Raw genomic sequence first — 15,338 nt, 5'->3', positions numbered from 1 at the left:
GCGATCATAGCACCGCATCGCAGGCGGCAGCGCGCACGGGTTGCCGGGCACGGCGGGCGCCGGACGAGGACAGGCAGGGGGTCCGTCTTGCGCAATTTGATGGCCATCAATCCAATGCGCCGCCTTTGTCGCTAGTGTGCCCATCATTCGCAGCCCGCCTGCTGCGACTGATCACGACGAAACGGAGAAAACCTATGAGCAAGTTCCCCTTCATCCTTGCAGCCGCCGCATCCGTCCTGCTCGCCGCCTGTGGCGGTTCCGACTCGGGAACCCCGGCGGCGCCGGCCGCCGCACCCGCGCCGGCCCCGGTCGCCGCCGCTCCGGCTCCTGCGCCGGCGGCCCCGGCCGCGCCCGCGGCCCCGGCCAATGCCGTCGGCGAGGGCGTCTACAAGAAGACCTGCGCGCTGTGCCACGCGGCCGGTGTGGCCGGTGCCCCGAAGCCGGGCGACAAGGAGGACTGGGCCCCGCGCATCGCCCAGGGCGAGGAGATCCTGTACAAGCACGCCATCGAGGGCTACACCGGCTCCAAGGGCATGATGCCGGCGCGCGGCGGCGGCGCTTCGCTGACCGATGACGAGGTGAAGGCCGCGGTCGATCACATGGTCGCGCTGTCGAAGTAAGACTGGTTGCGAGCGCGGCGGGCGGGACACCGCCTGCCTGGCAGATGGGGCCCGCGCGGGCCCCATCTGCGTTCACGTGACCAGGGCGAGCCCATGGGGCAAGCACAGGGGCACGCCCGCAGGCTCAGTGGGTGTGGTGGCGGTGGTTCGCGTCGCGCAGGCCGGCAACGGTGGCAGGCTCGATGTCGCCGAAGCGCAGGCTGCGGCCACCCTGTTCGGCGATGAAGGACTCGGCTGCGGCGACGTCGGCGAAGGCGGGCAGGTCGGGGCCGCGCATCGGGCCAAGGATGCGGCTGTCGATGACGAACACCGCCTCGTGGGCGTCGAGCCAGCGCCCGCTGCGGAAGTCGGCGACATACAGCGCGGCGGCGTCGTCGGCGCGGTGGGTGGCGTCGAAGCGCGCGGGCTCGGCAAGGAACAGGAAGAGGTCGACCGGCGAATCGAAGAAGTGCGCCGCGCCGTCCTCGAAGATGATCTGCGCCGCCCAGCGCGGGAAGCGCGCCGGGTACATGCCGCACACCGCACAGCGCGCATCGACGGGAATAGGACGGGCGTCGTGGATTGCCAGCCCGGAGGCCGGGTCGTAGGGGTGGGGCGCAGCCACGCGCGCCGGCGGGACGATGCAGATGTCCTCGGCGGGGGGCTCGAAGGCGACCGTCGGGCGCGCGCCATGCTGCCACAACAGCACACCGGCGAGGCCGGCGGCCAGCACGGCACCGCCGGCCAGCAGGGCGCGTCGCCGACGGTCGACCATGATCATGCGGCGCGGCCCGACAGCAGGGGGTCCCGCATCAGCGCATCGACCAGACGCAGCAGGTTGTTCTCCGGGGTGTCGTCGATACGGGTGAGCGGGTCGGCCACGACCGTGCCGTCGGCCCGATGCAGGTGATTCGGGGCGCTCGCCAGCCCGGCGTGGAGCGGGGCGGTGTCGATGCCCAGTTCCGCCCCGTCGGCGCAGCGCCAGCGCAGGGAATAGGCGTCTTCGGCCGCGTAGCGGACGGTCAGTTCGGTGCCGTTGGCGAGCGTGAGCGTCAGCGCGTCCTGCGTCAGGCACGGCGTGGCGGCGAGGCTGGCGGCACGTTCGGCGGCCAGGGTGGCGGCCAGTTGCGGGTGCAGGCTCATCGCGCATTGACCTCCTGCAGGATGCGGGCGACCTCGCTGCGGGCGATCTCGTGCGTGTCACCCAGGATGCGCGCGGCCAGGTAGTGCTCGTAGGCCGGGTGCTCGGCCACTTCGGCGGCCTCGATGCGGGCCAGCAGCGCTTCAGGGCTGCTGGCGCCGAAGGCCTCGAGCACGGTGCGACGATGCTCGCGGCTTTCGTACATCAGCCGGCTGAATCGTTGCACCTGTTCGGCGTCGTCGGGGGGCAGGGCGTCGTAGAGCGGGTCCATGTCGTCGTCTCGATTACATGCGTTGGTCGTGGAGGGCGCCACCGTCGAGCACCACCATGTCGGCGGTGACCTCGTTGAAGCGCAGCACCCGGCCGCCGTATTGCTCGGCAAAGGCGCGCGCGTCGGCTTCGCTGGAGAAGGAGGCGGCCGTCGGGCCCATGCCCCCCAGCCGGCTCGAGCCGAAGACGTAGAAGGCGGTCCTGGCGTCGATCCAGTGGCCTTGCGGGTTGTCCCAGTCGGCCTTGCCCATGTCCTGCACATAGATCGCGCGCACCGCGCGCGCCTGCTCGGGGTTCAGGTGGATACTGAACATCTCGATGGTGTCGCAGAACCAGTCCGGCTCGGCGCGTCCGGCGTAATGCATCTGCACCTTGGGGCCGGGATAGTCGGCGAGGATCATGCCGTCGAGCGCGCAGCTCGTGCTGCGGTCGATCTCGAGCGGGACGAGGGCGCCGCCGCCCTCGCTGCCGCTGCCGCAGGCGGCGAGCAGGCCGGCGGCCGCGGCGCCGATCAGGAAGCGGCGCCGGCTGTGGCAGGCAGGGTGTGTGCACATGGGAAATCGCTCCATTCGTTCATTGCAGGATGGGCTTCAGCGCCGGAAGCGCCACGCCGCGATCGCCAGCGGGACCGCAATCCATGCCGCCATCACCAGGCCCAGCAGCCACGGCTGGGCGAGCACGGGCGGGAACACGGTGGCCAGGCCGTACAGCGTGCGGACCTCCTCCAGCGTGAAGATGTTGAGGATGCGGAACACGTCGGCCGGGTTGAGCAGCATCACGTAGGGCAGCGCCTCGCCCCCCCACTGGCCGCCGGTCACCACCAGCACGCCCAGCACCAGCAGGTCGAAGATCAGCACGAAGAAGAACCACAGTGCGATCGCCAGCCCGGAGGCGCGGGTGCGGTCGCCGGCGAACACCGACAGCATCACCGCCAGGCTGAGGAAGGCGCAGCCCAGCAGCACCGAGCTGAGCATGAAGCCGAAGTAATGGAACAGCGCGTTGACGTCGAGCTGGGCCGACAGCACGACGCCGACCAGGCCGAAACCGGCGATGGTGGAAAAGGTGAGCGCCCCCGCCAGGCCGAGGTACTTGCCGAGCAGCAGCTCGAGGCGGGTGATCGGCATCGACAGCAGCAGGTCGAGCGAACCGCGCTCGCGCTCGCCGACGATGGCATCGAAACCGAGCACCAGCGCGATCAGCGGGATGAGGTAGATGACCAGGCTCACCAGGCTGGCGATGGTGACCTCGATCGAGCGAAAGCCCACTGCGCCCTGCTGGGCCGAGCCGAAGTAGGCGATCGACAGCGCGAACACGGTAAATACCAGCGCCACCGCCAGCACCCAGCGGTTGCGGATGCGGTCCCAGAACTCCTTGCCGGCGATGGCGGCGATCTGCGAGAACTCCATGGCCTGCCTCTCAGTCGGAAAAGCCGAAGAACACGTCTTCGAGCGAGGGTTCGCGCACCGTCAGGTCGAGCACCTTGCCATTCAGGCTGGCGAGCGCGGCAATCACGGCCATCTTGGATTCGCGTGCGCACTGCACGGCGACATGGTCGTCGTGTGCCTCGACCGCGCCCACCGGCAGGTGGCCGAGCACGTTGCGCACGGCCTCGAAGTCGGCCGCGGCCACGCGCACGTCGAACCACAGCGGCAGGTTCATCTGCTCGCGCAGGCCGGCGACCGTGCCGAGCGCCTGCACCTTGCCGGCGGTCATGATCGCCAGCCGGTCCACGCGCTCCTGGATCTCGGCCAGGATGTGCGAGGTGATGACGGTGGTCACGCCTTCGCTGCGCAGCTGGCGCAGAATGGCGTAGAAGCCGCGGATCGCCTCGGGGTCGAGGCCGTTGGTCGGTTCGTCGAGGAACAGGATGCGCGGCTTGCCCAGCAGCGCCTGTGCGAAGCCCAGGCGCTGGCGCATGCCCTTGGAGTATTCGCGGACACGCCGGCGGGCAGCCTGGGTGAGGCCGACGCGCTCGAGCACGCGCGGGTTGTCGGCCGGCGACACGCCCTTCAGGCGGGCGAAGAAGTCCAGCGTCTCGAGCCCGGTGAGGTTGTCGTAGAGCACGACGTTTTCCGGCAGGTAGCCGATCTTGCGCCGCACGGCGCGAAAGCTGCCGCCGCCCGCGCCGACCGGCGCGCCATCGATGCGGATCTCGCCCGCGCTGAGCGGGATCAGGCCGAGCATCATCTTGAACATCGTGCTCTTGCCGGCGCCGTTGTGGCCGATCAGGCCGAACAGCTCGCCGCCCCGGATGTCGAGGTCGACGCCGTCGACCGCATGGATCGCGCCGAAGTGCTTGCGCACGCCGCGGGCAACGATCACCGCGGCGCCGGGCTCATTGTGTGCGCGGGAAGTGTCTGCCACGCCATTGGCTCCAGTCAGGGTTGTTCGGCGCCATCCGCGGATTCGGATCGACGATGCTCTGCGCCCGCAGCAGCGGGAACTGCTGGGCGACCACGCGCAGGGTCTGGATCGCCGGGCTGCCGAGCAGCAGCTTCATCATCGGGTGGCGCCAGGTCAGGCGGTCGACGAGGTCGTTGGCCTCGTAGGGCACGTCGCCGATGCCGTCACCGTCACGGTCCCAGCCCAGGTAGTTGCCCCAGTGGTTGCCTTCCTTCTCGCCCCAGACCATGTCGCGGGCGCCGACGTAGCGCACCTGCTCGCGGTTGAAGATGAAGTCGTTGCGCTCGACGACGTTGTTCTTCGAGCCCGCCCACAGGTGCACGCCGACCACGTTGTCGACCACGGTGTTGCCGCGCAGGGTGTTGTATTCGGCGTCGTAGATGAAGAAGCCGCGCTGGTTGCCGGCGACGACGTTGTTCTCGATCAGCGAGTCCTGGATGGTGCGCAGCATGATGCCGTGGTCGGAGTTGGCCCAGGCGCGGTTGTTGCGCACGGTGAGCCGCCGCACTTCCATCAGCGCCAGGCCGCCGCGGTTCATCCAGGTGTCGTTGTTCTCCCACAGGTTGTCGTAGGCATTCATGTAGTGCGTGCCGTAGCGGCTGTGGTGCAGCTTGTTGTCGCGAAACACGGCGTCGTGCGAGACATCGACATAAAGTGCGTCACGCACGAAGCTGATGTTGTTGCCGATGATCTGCGCGCGATGGGTGTTGTAGAGCTGGATGCCGTTGCCGCGCTGCGACGAGGCGTATTCGCGCTTGCCGGTGATCAGGTTGCCCTCGATGAGGACGTCGTTGGCCTTCTCGATCCACAGCCCGAACAGGCTGTAGGTGATGTCGCAGTTGCGCACCACCGCGCGGTCCGAGCCGGGAAAGAGGTAGATGCCGGCGTTCTGCTCGCGCAGGCTGTCGCCCGAGTCGGACACGATCAGGCCCTCGATCGTGACGTCGGTGGCGGTGACGCGGATGGTGTCGCCGCGCAGTGCGCCCGAAATGGTGGGGCGCTCGATGCCGCGCAGCGTCAGCGGCTTGTCGATGCGCAGGTTCTCGACGTAGCGCGCGTGCTCGACCTCGATGACATCGCCGGGGGCGGCGCGCTCGATCGCGGCCTGGATCGATTCACCGGCCTGGACCCGCCAGGTCGCCGCGCTCGCCGGCAACGTGCAGGCGGCCAGCACGGCGAGGGCGGCAGCAAGACGGGGCAGACGGCGGCGGAGTGCAGGCAGGAGCATCGATCGGTTCGGGTGCGGTACGGGAAGCAGTGTGCGGCGAAGTGTCGCATGATGCCTTGATCTGGGTGAAGCCGCGCCCGCCGCGGTCGATGACGTCCGGATCAGATGACGAGCAGGCCCAGGCTCTTCAGGGCGAGGAACAGCGTCGCGCCGATCAGCAGGTTCTTGAAGCCGACATAGCACACCATGTCCATCAGGCTCGCCTTGCGGTAGCAGCGCCCCCACCACGGCCCGTCCTTCACGTAGGGCTTGGAGCCCAGGCGCACGATGACCTCGAACACGCTCCAGCCGAACCACCAGCCGATGATGGCGCCCGGTGTCAGGCTGCCCATCGCGGCCAGCACCCAGGCCAGGCTGGCGGCGAGCGCCAGCGCCAGGCCGGCGGCCTGGATCAGGCGCTGGCGCGCGAAGCCGCTGCGGCTCCACGGCCATAGATGGTCCCACAGCTCGGCCACCAGGCGCACGGCGCCCTTGTCCTCGTAGGGGGGATGGACCGCTTCGGTCAGGATGCGCGGATCGACCATGATCTTGTCCTCCTGCTCTCAGGCCTTGCGGGCGGCGCCGGCCACCGGTTTGATCGGGATGAAGTAGCCGTCGGCGCCGATCGGCGTCAGCGTCAGGCCGGCCTTGGTGCGCCGCTTGCGCTCCTGCGCCAGCGGCGGGCAGGCGTGGTCGTCCGTGTACATGACCATGCAGTCCAGGCACAGCATGCATTCACGATGGTCGATGCGACCCTTGTCGTCGATCGCCAGCGAGCCGCAGCCCACTGCGCAGGCCTTGCACGAGTCGCACTCCTGCTTGCGCTTGAGGCCGAACCAGCGGAAGGTCGTCGGCATCGCCAGCGAGGCGCCGAGCGGACACAGGTACTTGCAGAACGGGCGCTCGGTGAAGATCGACAGGCCGAGCAGGCCGGCGGCGAACAGGGTGTAGGGCCAGCTGCGGTTGAACAGGCCGACCAGGAAGGTGGTCTTGAAGGGCTCGACCTCGGCCAGCTTCTCGGCCAGTCCCATCGACAGCACCGACACCGCCAGCAGGCCGAAGAAGACCCAGTACTTCACCCACTTCAGCCGGTTGTGCCACTTCATCGGCAACATGAACTGGAAGCGCTTGAGACCCAGCTTGCCGCCGATCTTGTACAGCAGTTCGGACAGCGAGCCGAACGGGCACAGCCAGCCGCAGAACAGGCCGCGTCCCCACAGGAACACGGTGACGATGATGAAGATCCAGAACAGGAAGATGAAGGGGTCGGTCAGGAACAGCTCCCACTTCCACTGGAACAGCAACGCATGGAACCAGGTCAGCACCTGGGTGATCGAGGGCTGGGCGAGCAGGTAGAAGCCGACGAAGAAGATGCTGACGAGCCAGGCGGCGTACTTGAAGGCGTCGATCGGCCACTTGTTCTTGCGCGAGGCCATGCGTGTCAGGCGGTCGCGCATCGCATACACGGTGGCGACGCCCACCAGCAGCACCGAGAACAGCACGATCTCGACCGCGCGCATCTTCCACACCCGCACCCACGGCGCGTCCGGCTTGACCACCTTGGGGCGGCCGCCTTCCATGTACTTGGCCGGCACCCAGTACTCGCTGTCGAAGCTGACGAAGTCGCGGTGGCCGGTGTTGCGGTCGAGCTTGTTGCCGAGGAAGACCAGGTTCCATGGATAGGCCGCGGCAAAGCCCGGATCGCGGATGATGAAGATCGCCGATTCCTTGTAGGCCGGCGCGCCCTCGGCCTGGACGCCCCACAGGTTCAGGTAGTCGAGGTCGCGGAAGGTGTAGGCGTCCATGTCCTGCGCGACCTGCACGCGGTCGTAGATGCCGCCGCGCACGAAGCCCGAGCCCTTGAACGAGTCGCTGCCGTTGGAAATGATGAAGATCGCGTGCTCGTTGTCCTTCAGGCGCGACATCAGGCTGTTGTAGCCGCCGTCGCCGAGAACGCTTTTGCCCACCGAGGGGGTGTTCAGGTAGCCGAAGAACATGTCGACATAGGCTTCGGCGGCACGCGGCATGCCCAGCTGCTCGGGCTTGACGGTGAGCCGGCGCACGCTGCCGTCCTTGACGAGCTGGTCCCAGCTCGGGCGCTCATCGACCGCGGCGAACCGGATTGCCGGCCGCGGCTCGACCTTCAGGATGCCGACCTGGCGCGCGATCGCCACGCCCGAGCGCATCACCACCTGGTTCTGTGCGATCACCGTGACGGTGGCACCGGTGATCGCATCGAGGCCGATGTAGCCCTCCTCGTTGCGCGCCTTGCCGATCTCGATCTTGTCGCCGACGAACTTGCCCAGGTACTGGTTGACGAACTTCGTCAGCACGCTCTCGGGGATGCCGAGCAGCAGGATCGGCTCGCTATGGCGCAGGATCTTGGTGCCGGTGATGATGCCGGCGGTGTCCATGCCGATCAGCGTGATCACCGGCTTGCCGGAGTAGGCCGGGATGTCGACGATGTCGGTGGACAGGAAGACGTAGCCCACCAGCTTGCGTTCGCCGCCCTCGTCGCGGTAGCCCTCGACGTAGGTCGGTTTTCCCATCCGGTGCGAGAAACGGGTCGCGCCCGGCAGCACCTCGGTACAGGCGACGTGGGCGCACAGGTCCGGGTCGGTGTTGATCTGGGCGGGCAGCGGGGCTTCGTACGCGGTCTGTGCGACCGCTGGCACGGCGCCCAGCACGGTGAAGGCTGCGAGCAGGGCGCTGATCGCGACGCTGCGCAGGGCGGAGAACGGCTTCATGGTGCGCTCCGGTTGAATGCTGGCGGGCAGTCTAGTCCGGGCTTCGGCGTGCCGCCTTGTTTATCATCAATTTCTGATTCAGCCGGGCCTGATAGCGCTCGACCAAAAGACGACAAGGGGCTTTCGCCCCTTGTCCGGTCCAGCCTGGCAACGCTGCCTGCTTAGGCTTCGACGATCATGCGCGAGCGCATCTCGAGGTGCAGCGCGTGGCAGAAGTGGGTGCAGTAGCACCAGAACACGCCCGGCTTGTCGGCGGTGAAGGTCACCGAGGCGGTTTCCTGCGGGTTGACGATGAAGTTGACGTTGTACTTCGGAATCGCGAAGCCGTGCGTCAGGTCCTCGATCTTGTCGAGGTTGGTGAGGATGATCGTGACCTCGTCACCCACGCGCAGCCTGAACTCGCGCGGCTCGAAGGCCGGCGCCAGCGAGGTGATCTTGACCGTGACCTTGTTGCCGTCGCGGAACACGCCCGCTTCCTTCGGATCCTTGACCGCGAGCGGGAACTCGTTGATGTCGTAGACCTGCTTGGGCTGCAGCAGCTCGCGCTTGAAGATGATGAAGTCGTGCGGCTCGGGACGCACCGGGTGGTCGGCGACCAGCACCATCTTCTCACCCGAGATGTCGACCAGCTGTTCGGTCTCGGCGTGCAGCGGGCCGACCGGCAGGAAGCGGTCCTTCGAGAACTTGCAGCCCACGCACAGCCACTTGCCGTCGGCGAACATGGTCTCGGACTGCGAGGCGTTGATGTGGCCGGGCTGGTAATGCACGTCCAGACGGTCGACCACGTACTGCGCGCTCTGATCGCCGCCGTGGAACTTGATCGCCGCATCCACGTTCCACTTCACGATCTGGCTGTCGAGGAAGAGGGTGGTATAGGCGTTGCCGCGGCCGTCGAAGGCGGTGTGCAGGGGGCCGAGGCCGAGTTCGACTTCGGCGACGATGGACTTGTCGGCATCGTCGAGCTTGCCGTCGAACCACTCGAGCACCTTGCTCAGCTCGATCACGGTGGCGGTCGGCGACAGCTTGCCGGCGCAGATGAAGTACTTGCCGTCCGGGCTGGCGTTCACGCCGTGCGGGTTCTTCGGCACGGTCACGTAGCACACCAGCGAGGTCGTCGGGTCGGTATTGGCGGCCTTGGTGCCATCGACCACCGGCACGCGGGAGTCGCCGTAGGTGGTGTACTTGCCGTCCTTGACCGCCTGCTCGATGCGGGCGATGTTGAAGAACAGGCAGGCGTCGCGTTCGGCGGACATCATGTCCTCGTAGCGCGCACCGCCCTCGGTGTTGTACTGGTTGACCGCGGCGAGCTTGCCGTCGAAGGAGGTCGCGCACAGGTCGCAGTTGCCGTCGATGATGACCTGCCAGCGCACTTCCATGGTTTCGGCGTCGACGCAGGAGAACAGCGTGCGGTAGTTTTCCGGGCTCTCGAGGTCGCGGCCGTCGTTGGGCAGCGGGATGTGGAACTCGGCGCCGCAGAACACGCGGGTGGTGTAGTTGATCGCCGGATCGACCGGGTCGCGCTTGTCCGGGAAGATGCCGTGGAAGCCCTGCACGTTGGGCAGCTCGGTGATCTTGTCGCAGATGAAGTAGTCGAGGCGGATACGCGCGATGCGGCTGTTGATCTTGTCGTTGATCCAGGCGTAGCGGCCGTCGTAGTTGCCATCCTTGTAGGAGGCATGGGTGTGGTGGGTGTCGCCGACGGTGTACTTGAGGCTGCCGTCGGGCTTGGTGCCCATGACCTTCTTGGATTCGTTGGTGATGCCCCAGCCGACCAGCGCATCGGGCGCGAAGCAGGGCACGCGGTGCAGTTCGCGCCCGGACGGCAGGCCGAGCACGCGGAAGTCGCCGGTGTGGCCGCCCGACCACAGGCCGTAGTAGGTGTCGAGCTCGCCCGGCTTCAGGTGCGGGTCGTTGTAGGCGGCCTTGGCGGCGGCCGCCGGCGCCGCCGGGGCTGCAGCGGGTGCGGCCGCGGTGGGGGCAGATTCCTTGTTGCAGGCAGACAGCCCCACCGACAGGCCGGCACCGGCAAGGCCGGCGAACGCTGCGGTGTTGAGGAATTTGCGGCGGCTGGGGTCGGGCATCGCCTCGACCGCGTTCATCTTGCTTTCGTCCATGATTTCTCGCTCCCGTGTTCAGGTGTGATCGCCGGCGTCCATCAGTCAGTCGGCCCCGCGCGCCCCTCGCGCCGGGTTTGGCTGTACCGCCTGCCTGTGACAAGTTGTCCTGTGACGTTTTGTCGCAGCTGCATTCTATGAAGCTGAAATTCAGCGAACCTTGATGTATCGCAAAGACGGCGATACATCGCATGCACAAAAAAGGCCCTCTTGATGATCGGGAGGTGGCGTATGGACAGGGACGACACCGGGCTCGAGTCGGCGTCGCACACGCTGAGCGCGGTGCGCACCGAGCGCGGCCGCTTGCTCAAGCTGCGCTGGCTGTCGCTGGGGGCGATGGCCGTGCTCGCCTTCGTGGTGTTTCCGTGGCTGGCACCGGCACAGGCGATGGCGCCGCTGGCGGCGGTGACGCTGGGCCTGCTGGCGGTCAACCTGGGGCTTGCCGCCGGGGCGGCGCGCTGGCTGGTCGGGCCCACGGGGGCGATGTTGCAGCTGGCGATCGACCTGATCGCCTGGGGCGCCTTCCTGTACTACGCCGGTGGCGTGACCAACCCCGCCATCTCGCTGCTGCTGCCGGTGGTGGCGATCGGGGCCTCGATCCTGCCGGCGCTGCAGGCCTGGCTGCTGGCAGGGCTGGCGATCGGCCTGTACTCGCTGTTGTGGCAGTACCACGAGCCCATCCGCCTGGCCAATGCGGAGCAGGCCATGCATTGGCATCTGGCTGGCATGTGGCTCAGCTTCGCGCTGTCGGCGGCGACCGTGGTGTGGTTCATCGCCCGCCTCAATGCCGCATTGGCCCGGCGCGAGGACGAACTCGCCGAGGCCAAGGCCGCACGGGCGCGCGATGCCTACGTCGTCGGCCTCGGCAAGCTCGCGGCCGGCGCCGCACATCGGCTGGGCACGCCGCTGGGCACGCTGCGCATCCTGGCCGACGAGCTCGCGCGCCGGGGCGACGTGGCCGCCGAGGCGCGCGAGGACGTCGAGCTGATGCGCGCGCAGATCGACCATTGCCGCGACATCCTCAACAGCCTCACGCGCGAGGCGGGGCAGCAACGCGCGGAAGGCGGCGGTGTCATCGACGCCCGCCGCTGGGTCGAGCAGGTGGCGGCGCGCTGGCAGCAGTTGCGCCCCGGTGTGGCGCTGCGGATCGACGGCGAAGGCGGGGCGATCGTGGCCGACGCCTCGCTCGGCGAGGCCTTGCACAACCTCATCGACAATGCCGCCAATGCCAGTGCGCGTGCCAGTACCGATGCCGATGGCCGCGCGGCAGCGGCCGCTACACCGCCCGTGGCCGCGGTGGAACTGAGGCTGCGCGCCGCGGCCGGCATGGTGACGGTCGAGGTCGCCGATCGCGGCCCTGGACTGCCCGCGGCACGCATCGACGCGGCGCGCCGGGCGCCGCTCGGCGCTCATGCGCAGGGCATGGGCGTGGGGCTGATGCTGGCGCATGCGGCGGTCGAGCATCATGGCGGGCGGCTGGCGTTCCGTCCGCGCCCCGGCGGTGGCACCATTGCGTGCTTGATGATCCCGTCCCAGGCTGCACCCGAATGATTGCCGACAACGCCCCCACGCTGCTCGTCGTCGACGACGACCCTGCGTTCAACCGCGTGCTGGTGCGCGCGCTCGCCCAGCGCGGCTTCGACACCTATGGCGCCACCGACAGCGAGGGGGCGCTGGAGCTGGCCCAGGACCATGCGCCCGAGTTCATCGTGCTCGACCTCAACATCGGCGGCGAATCCGGCCTCAAGCTGATCCGCCCGCTGCTCGAGGCCAGCCCCGGCGCCCGCATCCTGGTGCTCACCGGCTACGCCAGCATCGCCACCGCGGTCGATGCGGTGAAGCTGGGCGCCATCCAGTACCTGGCCAAGCCCGCCGAGCTCGACGCCATCATCAAGGCGCTGCGCGCCGAGGACGTGGTCATCGATGCCCATGTGCCCGACGCGCCGATGTCGGTCGACCGCCTGGAGTGGGAACACATCCAGCGCGTGCTCGCCGAACACGACGGCAACATCTCCGCCACCGCGCGTGCGCTGCAGATGCACCGCCGCACGCTGCAGCGCAAGCTCGCCCGTCCGCCGAGCGGCGCGTGAGCGCGGTGACGCCCCCCGCCCACACCCTGAAGGCCGACCTGTGGCTGCTGGCGACCACGCTGCTGGCTGCCGCCGGCTGGATCTTCTCCAAGGAAGCGCTCGCCGGGCTGGCGCCGCTGCAGTTCGTCAGCCTGCGTTTCCTGCTTGCCGGCGTCGTGCTGCTCGCCTTCGCCTGGCCGCAACTGCGCCGGCTCACGGCCGCGGGCCTGAGGGGCGCCCTGATCGTCGGCGCGCTGTTCGCCGCGGCGATGGCGCTGTGGATCACCGGCCTGGAGCACGCCAACCACATTGGCGAAGGCGCCTTCATCTCCAGCCTCGGCATCGTCATGGTGCCGGTGATCGGCTGGCTGCTGTTCGACGAGCGCCCGCCGCGCATCACCTGGGTGGCGATGCCGCTCGCGCTGCTGGGCTTTGCCTGCCTTTCGCTCGAGCAGGGCTTCCGCTTCGAGCCCGGGCAGTGGTTCTTCCTTGGTGCCGCGCTGGTGTTCGCCCTGCTGTTCACGCTCAACAGCCGCATCGTGCGCAACGTGCCGCCGCTGGCGCTGAGCGCGGTGCAGGTGCTGATGGTCGCGGTGCTGATGCTGCCGCTGTCGCTGCTGCTGGAGCGCTGGCCGGAAACGGTCGCCGCACCGGTCGTGGGCTGGCTGCTCGCCAGCGCCATCCTCGCCACCACGCTGCGCTTCTTCGTCCAGCTGCACGGCCAGAGCCTGACCAGCGCCAGCCACGCGGCGGTGATCCTGATGCTCGAGCCGATGTGGACCGCGCTGGTGGCGGCGTGGTGGTTCGGCGAGACGATGAGCGCGCAGCAGTTCGTCGGCTGCGGGCTGATCTTCTCGGCGCTGGTGCTGAGCCGCTGGCGCTGGGTCAGGGACTTGCTGCGCAGCCTGGGCTGAAGGGGCGGCACGCGCCCGCGACCGGGCCGCGCCTCACAGCGTCTCGTCCCGCATCGTGCCGCGCAGTGCGCACGGCGCCGCCGCCGGCGCACGCTCGAACTGCACGCCCCGCTCCCGCAGGGCGAGATCGATCAGGCTGAACACCTCGTCGCGACACATGGGCTCGCGGTCGTGCTGGGGTACCCAGTACTTCACCCGGTAGCTGATGCCCTGGGGGCCGTACTGCACTACCTGCACCTCGGGCGGCCTGCCGTCCACCAGGCTGTGGGCGCCGTCCAGCGCTTCGCGGATCAGCTCCCTGGCCTCGGCCACCGGCAGGTTCCCCGGCAGGGTGAGCTCGACATGGTCGCGGTACTCCTTGCGCGGCGCGCTGAAGTTGGTGATGCGCTGGCGCGAGATCTGGCTGTTGGGCAGGATCACGTAGGTGCTGTCGCGCGTGACCAGGCGGGTGGTGCGCCAGCCGATCTCCTGCACCCGCCCCTGCGCCAGGGTCTCGATCCGCACCCAGTCGCCCATGCGAAACGGCGCCTCGATGCCGAGCGCGATGCCCGACAAGGTGTCCGCGACCACGTTGCGGATGGCGAAGCCCAGCACCGCCAGCACCAGGCCCGAGCCGGTGAGCAGACCCGACAGGCCCTGGCGCAGCAGCAGAGACAGGGCGAGCAGGGTGGCCACGGCGAAGAGGACGACCCGGAACAGATCGAGCAGGACCTTGGGCACCGGCCGTTGCCCCTTGCGGCGCTGCGACAGCCGGCTGCTCGCCAGCGCATGCAGCAGGTGGGCGCCGACCAGCAGGGCGAGGGCGAGGGCCGCGTTGCGCACGGGCTCGCGCCAGTCCTGCAGCGGATGGGCGGCGGGCAGGCGCTGGAGCAGGGGCTCGGCCAGGGCTGCGACCAGCAGCAGCAGGGCAAGCGCGGCCGCGGCGCGCAGCCAGGAGGGAACGGGGCTCGGTGCCTCGGGGGTCTTCATCTCAGCGGCTCCCCGGGGCGGCCCCAGCGGCGGCCGGGTGCAGCAGTTGGCGCGCGTGCAGCTGGGACAGGCTCCAGCCCTCGCCCAGCAGCAGCATGCGGGTGTCGAGCGCGGCGGCGCGGGCGACCGGCGCCTCGCGGCCGAGGTCGTGCATGCGCTTGGCCTGCAGGCTGACCCAGCGCAGCGGATGGCGGCGCGCCAGCGCGCGCCACAGGGCATGCGCGCCCTCGGACTGGCGCGCGCCGCTGACCAGGCACAGGCCGCGGCCGAGCGCCCAGGCGTAGACCGTGCTGGCGATGCCGCGGCCCTGGTAGGCGGGCGCGTACTTGGAATGCGGCGAGCGCACGTGGCGATCGGTGCGCCGGTCGACCTCGATCAGGCGGTTGAACACGGTGTAGCCCGCCAGGCAGCCGCGGCTCGGGTCCTCGACATACACATAGTGTTCGCCGTCGGCCTCGCGGTGATGGAAGATCAGGCCCGGCTGCAGCGCGGGCAGGCGCGCGCAGGCGTTCATGGCGTCGCCCGGCGTGTGCAGGCGGCGGTGCAGGGCGGCGAGTTCGGCTTCGATGTCTTCGTCGGGCTGGTTGACGTCGATGCGCAGCTCGAGGCGCGGCGGGTGGGTGTGCGCCTGAAGCAGGCGGCGGAGCGGGAGCAGGCGGACGACGGCCTGGGCGGCTTCGTGCAGGGCGTGGTGCAGCGCATTGCGCAGGGCCTGGTGCAGGTGCGCGCAAGGACGCGTGCGCAGGGGCGCGCGCCGCGCCAGGGACAACACGGCGTCAAACGCCTCGCGCGCGGGCGGCGGCTGCGGAAAGGCCAGCGCCGAGCGCGGCGAGAAAGTGCTGCGGTGCGAGAGCGGGGTGTGCAGGTAGCCGAGCGAGCGGCGGCTAAGGGCGATTGCGTTCATG

The 15,338-nt window shown here is 69.0% G+C and carries 16 protein-coding genes; 4 read left to right on the top strand and 12 right to left on the bottom strand.

Going from position 1 to position 15,338, the window contains the following annotated elements; all coding sequences use genetic code 11:
• The first annotated feature begins 194 nt into the window (after window positions 1-194).
• On the top strand, window positions 195-620 hold the full coding sequence (locus ACMV5O_RS02120) for a c-type cytochrome (RefSeq protein WP_416161911.1): 426 nt from the start codon (window positions 195-197) through the stop codon (window positions 618-620).
• A gap of 124 nt (window positions 621-744) precedes the next feature.
• Here ACMV5O_RS02120 and ACMV5O_RS02115 read toward each other — a convergent pair whose 3' ends face one another.
• The 10 genes from ACMV5O_RS02115 to nosZ form a co-directional block, all read right to left on the bottom strand.
• Window positions 745-1,380: a nitrous oxide reductase accessory protein NosL gene (locus ACMV5O_RS02115; RefSeq protein ID WP_416161910.1), complete on the bottom strand. Its 636-nt coding sequence runs from the start codon at window positions 1,378-1,380 to the stop codon at window positions 745-747.
• Window positions 1,377-1,742 carry a hypothetical protein gene (locus ACMV5O_RS02110; RefSeq protein ID WP_416161909.1) on the bottom strand — a complete coding sequence of 122 codons (366 nt, stop codon included), beginning with the start codon at window positions 1,740-1,742 and terminating at the stop codon, window positions 1,377-1,379. The genes ACMV5O_RS02115 and ACMV5O_RS02110 overlap by 4 nt, the downstream gene beginning before the upstream one ends.
• Entirely contained in the window at window positions 1,739-2,011 is a 273-nt protein-coding gene (locus ACMV5O_RS02105; RefSeq protein ID WP_416161908.1) for a hypothetical protein, read from the bottom strand. The genes ACMV5O_RS02110 and ACMV5O_RS02105 overlap by 4 nt, the downstream gene beginning before the upstream one ends.
• A gap of 13 nt (window positions 2,012-2,024) precedes the next feature.
• Window positions 2,025-2,564, bottom strand: coding sequence for a nitrous oxide reductase accessory protein NosL (locus tag ACMV5O_RS02100; protein WP_416161907.1), 540 nt, complete (start codon window positions 2,562-2,564; stop codon window positions 2,025-2,027).
• Window positions 2,565-2,600: 36 nt separating this feature from the next.
• Window positions 2,601-3,416 (bottom strand): ABC transporter permease, encoded by an 816-nt coding sequence (locus ACMV5O_RS02095; protein ID WP_416161906.1) that lies wholly within the window; start codon window positions 3,414-3,416, stop codon window positions 2,601-2,603.
• A gap of 10 nt (window positions 3,417-3,426) precedes the next feature.
• The gene (locus ACMV5O_RS02090) at window positions 3,427-4,374 is read right to left on the bottom strand and encodes an ATP-binding cassette domain-containing protein (protein ID WP_416161905.1); all 948 of its coding nucleotides are present in this window, start codon (window positions 4,372-4,374) and stop codon (window positions 3,427-3,429) included.
• A complete protein-coding gene (locus ACMV5O_RS02085; RefSeq protein WP_416161904.1) occupies window positions 4,346-5,641 on the bottom strand; it encodes a nitrous oxide reductase family maturation protein NosD in 1,296 nt (431 codons plus the stop codon). The genes ACMV5O_RS02090 and ACMV5O_RS02085 overlap by 29 nt, the downstream gene beginning before the upstream one ends.
• A gap of 101 nt (window positions 5,642-5,742) precedes the next feature.
• On the bottom strand, window positions 5,743-6,165 hold the full coding sequence (locus ACMV5O_RS02080) for a transcription regulator (protein WP_416161903.1): 423 nt from the start codon (window positions 6,163-6,165) through the stop codon (window positions 5,743-5,745).
• Between the two features lie 18 nt (window positions 6,166-6,183).
• The gene (locus ACMV5O_RS02075; protein ID WP_416161902.1) at window positions 6,184-8,367 is read right to left on the bottom strand and encodes a 4Fe-4S binding protein; all 2,184 of its coding nucleotides are present in this window, start codon (window positions 8,365-8,367) and stop codon (window positions 6,184-6,186) included.
• Window positions 8,368-8,528: 161 nt separating this feature from the next.
• On the bottom strand, window positions 8,529-10,481 hold the full coding sequence (nosZ, locus tag ACMV5O_RS02070) for a TAT-dependent nitrous-oxide reductase (RefSeq protein WP_416161901.1): 1,953 nt from the start codon (window positions 10,479-10,481) through the stop codon (window positions 8,529-8,531).
• A gap of 231 nt (window positions 10,482-10,712) precedes the next feature.
• Between nosZ and ACMV5O_RS02065 the strand changes: the two genes are divergently transcribed.
• The 3 genes from ACMV5O_RS02065 to ACMV5O_RS02055 are packed head-to-tail and all read left to right on the top strand — an operon-like array spanning window position 10,713 to window position 13,464.
• Complete coding sequence (locus tag ACMV5O_RS02065) at window positions 10,713-12,032, top strand: ATP-binding protein (RefSeq protein ID WP_416161900.1); 1,320 nt, start codon at window positions 10,713-10,715, stop codon at window positions 12,030-12,032.
• Window positions 12,029-12,571: a response regulator transcription factor gene (locus ACMV5O_RS02060; protein ID WP_416161899.1), complete on the top strand. Its 543-nt coding sequence runs from the start codon at window positions 12,029-12,031 to the stop codon at window positions 12,569-12,571. Before ACMV5O_RS02065 ends, ACMV5O_RS02060 begins: the two co-directional genes overlap by 4 nt.
• Window positions 12,568-13,464, top strand: a complete 897-nt coding sequence (locus ACMV5O_RS02055) for a DMT family transporter (protein WP_416161898.1) — start codon at window positions 12,568-12,570, stop codon at window positions 13,462-13,464. The genes ACMV5O_RS02060 and ACMV5O_RS02055 overlap by 4 nt, the downstream gene beginning before the upstream one ends.
• 33 nt (window positions 13,465-13,497) lie before the next feature.
• On the opposite strand, the gene ACMV5O_RS02050 is transcribed toward ACMV5O_RS02055, so the two are convergent.
• Both ACMV5O_RS02050 and ACMV5O_RS02045 read right to left on the bottom strand, forming a co-directional pair.
• Complete coding sequence (locus ACMV5O_RS02050; protein ID WP_416161897.1) at window positions 13,498-14,433, bottom strand: mechanosensitive ion channel family protein; 936 nt, start codon at window positions 14,431-14,433, stop codon at window positions 13,498-13,500.
• A 1-nt stretch (window position 14,434) separates the two neighbouring features.
• Complete coding sequence (locus ACMV5O_RS02045; protein ID WP_416161896.1) at window positions 14,435-15,337, bottom strand: hypothetical protein; 903 nt, start codon at window positions 15,335-15,337, stop codon at window positions 14,435-14,437.
• Window position 15,338: the final 1 nt, after the last annotated feature.

The organism is Thauera sp. WH-1, from assembly GCF_047806685.1.
Taxonomy (GTDB): domain Bacteria; phylum Pseudomonadota; class Gammaproteobacteria; order Burkholderiales; family Rhodocyclaceae; genus Thauera.
The sequence above is the reverse complement of the archived record's forward strand: the minus strand, read 5'-3'. Positions and strand labels throughout refer to the sequence as shown.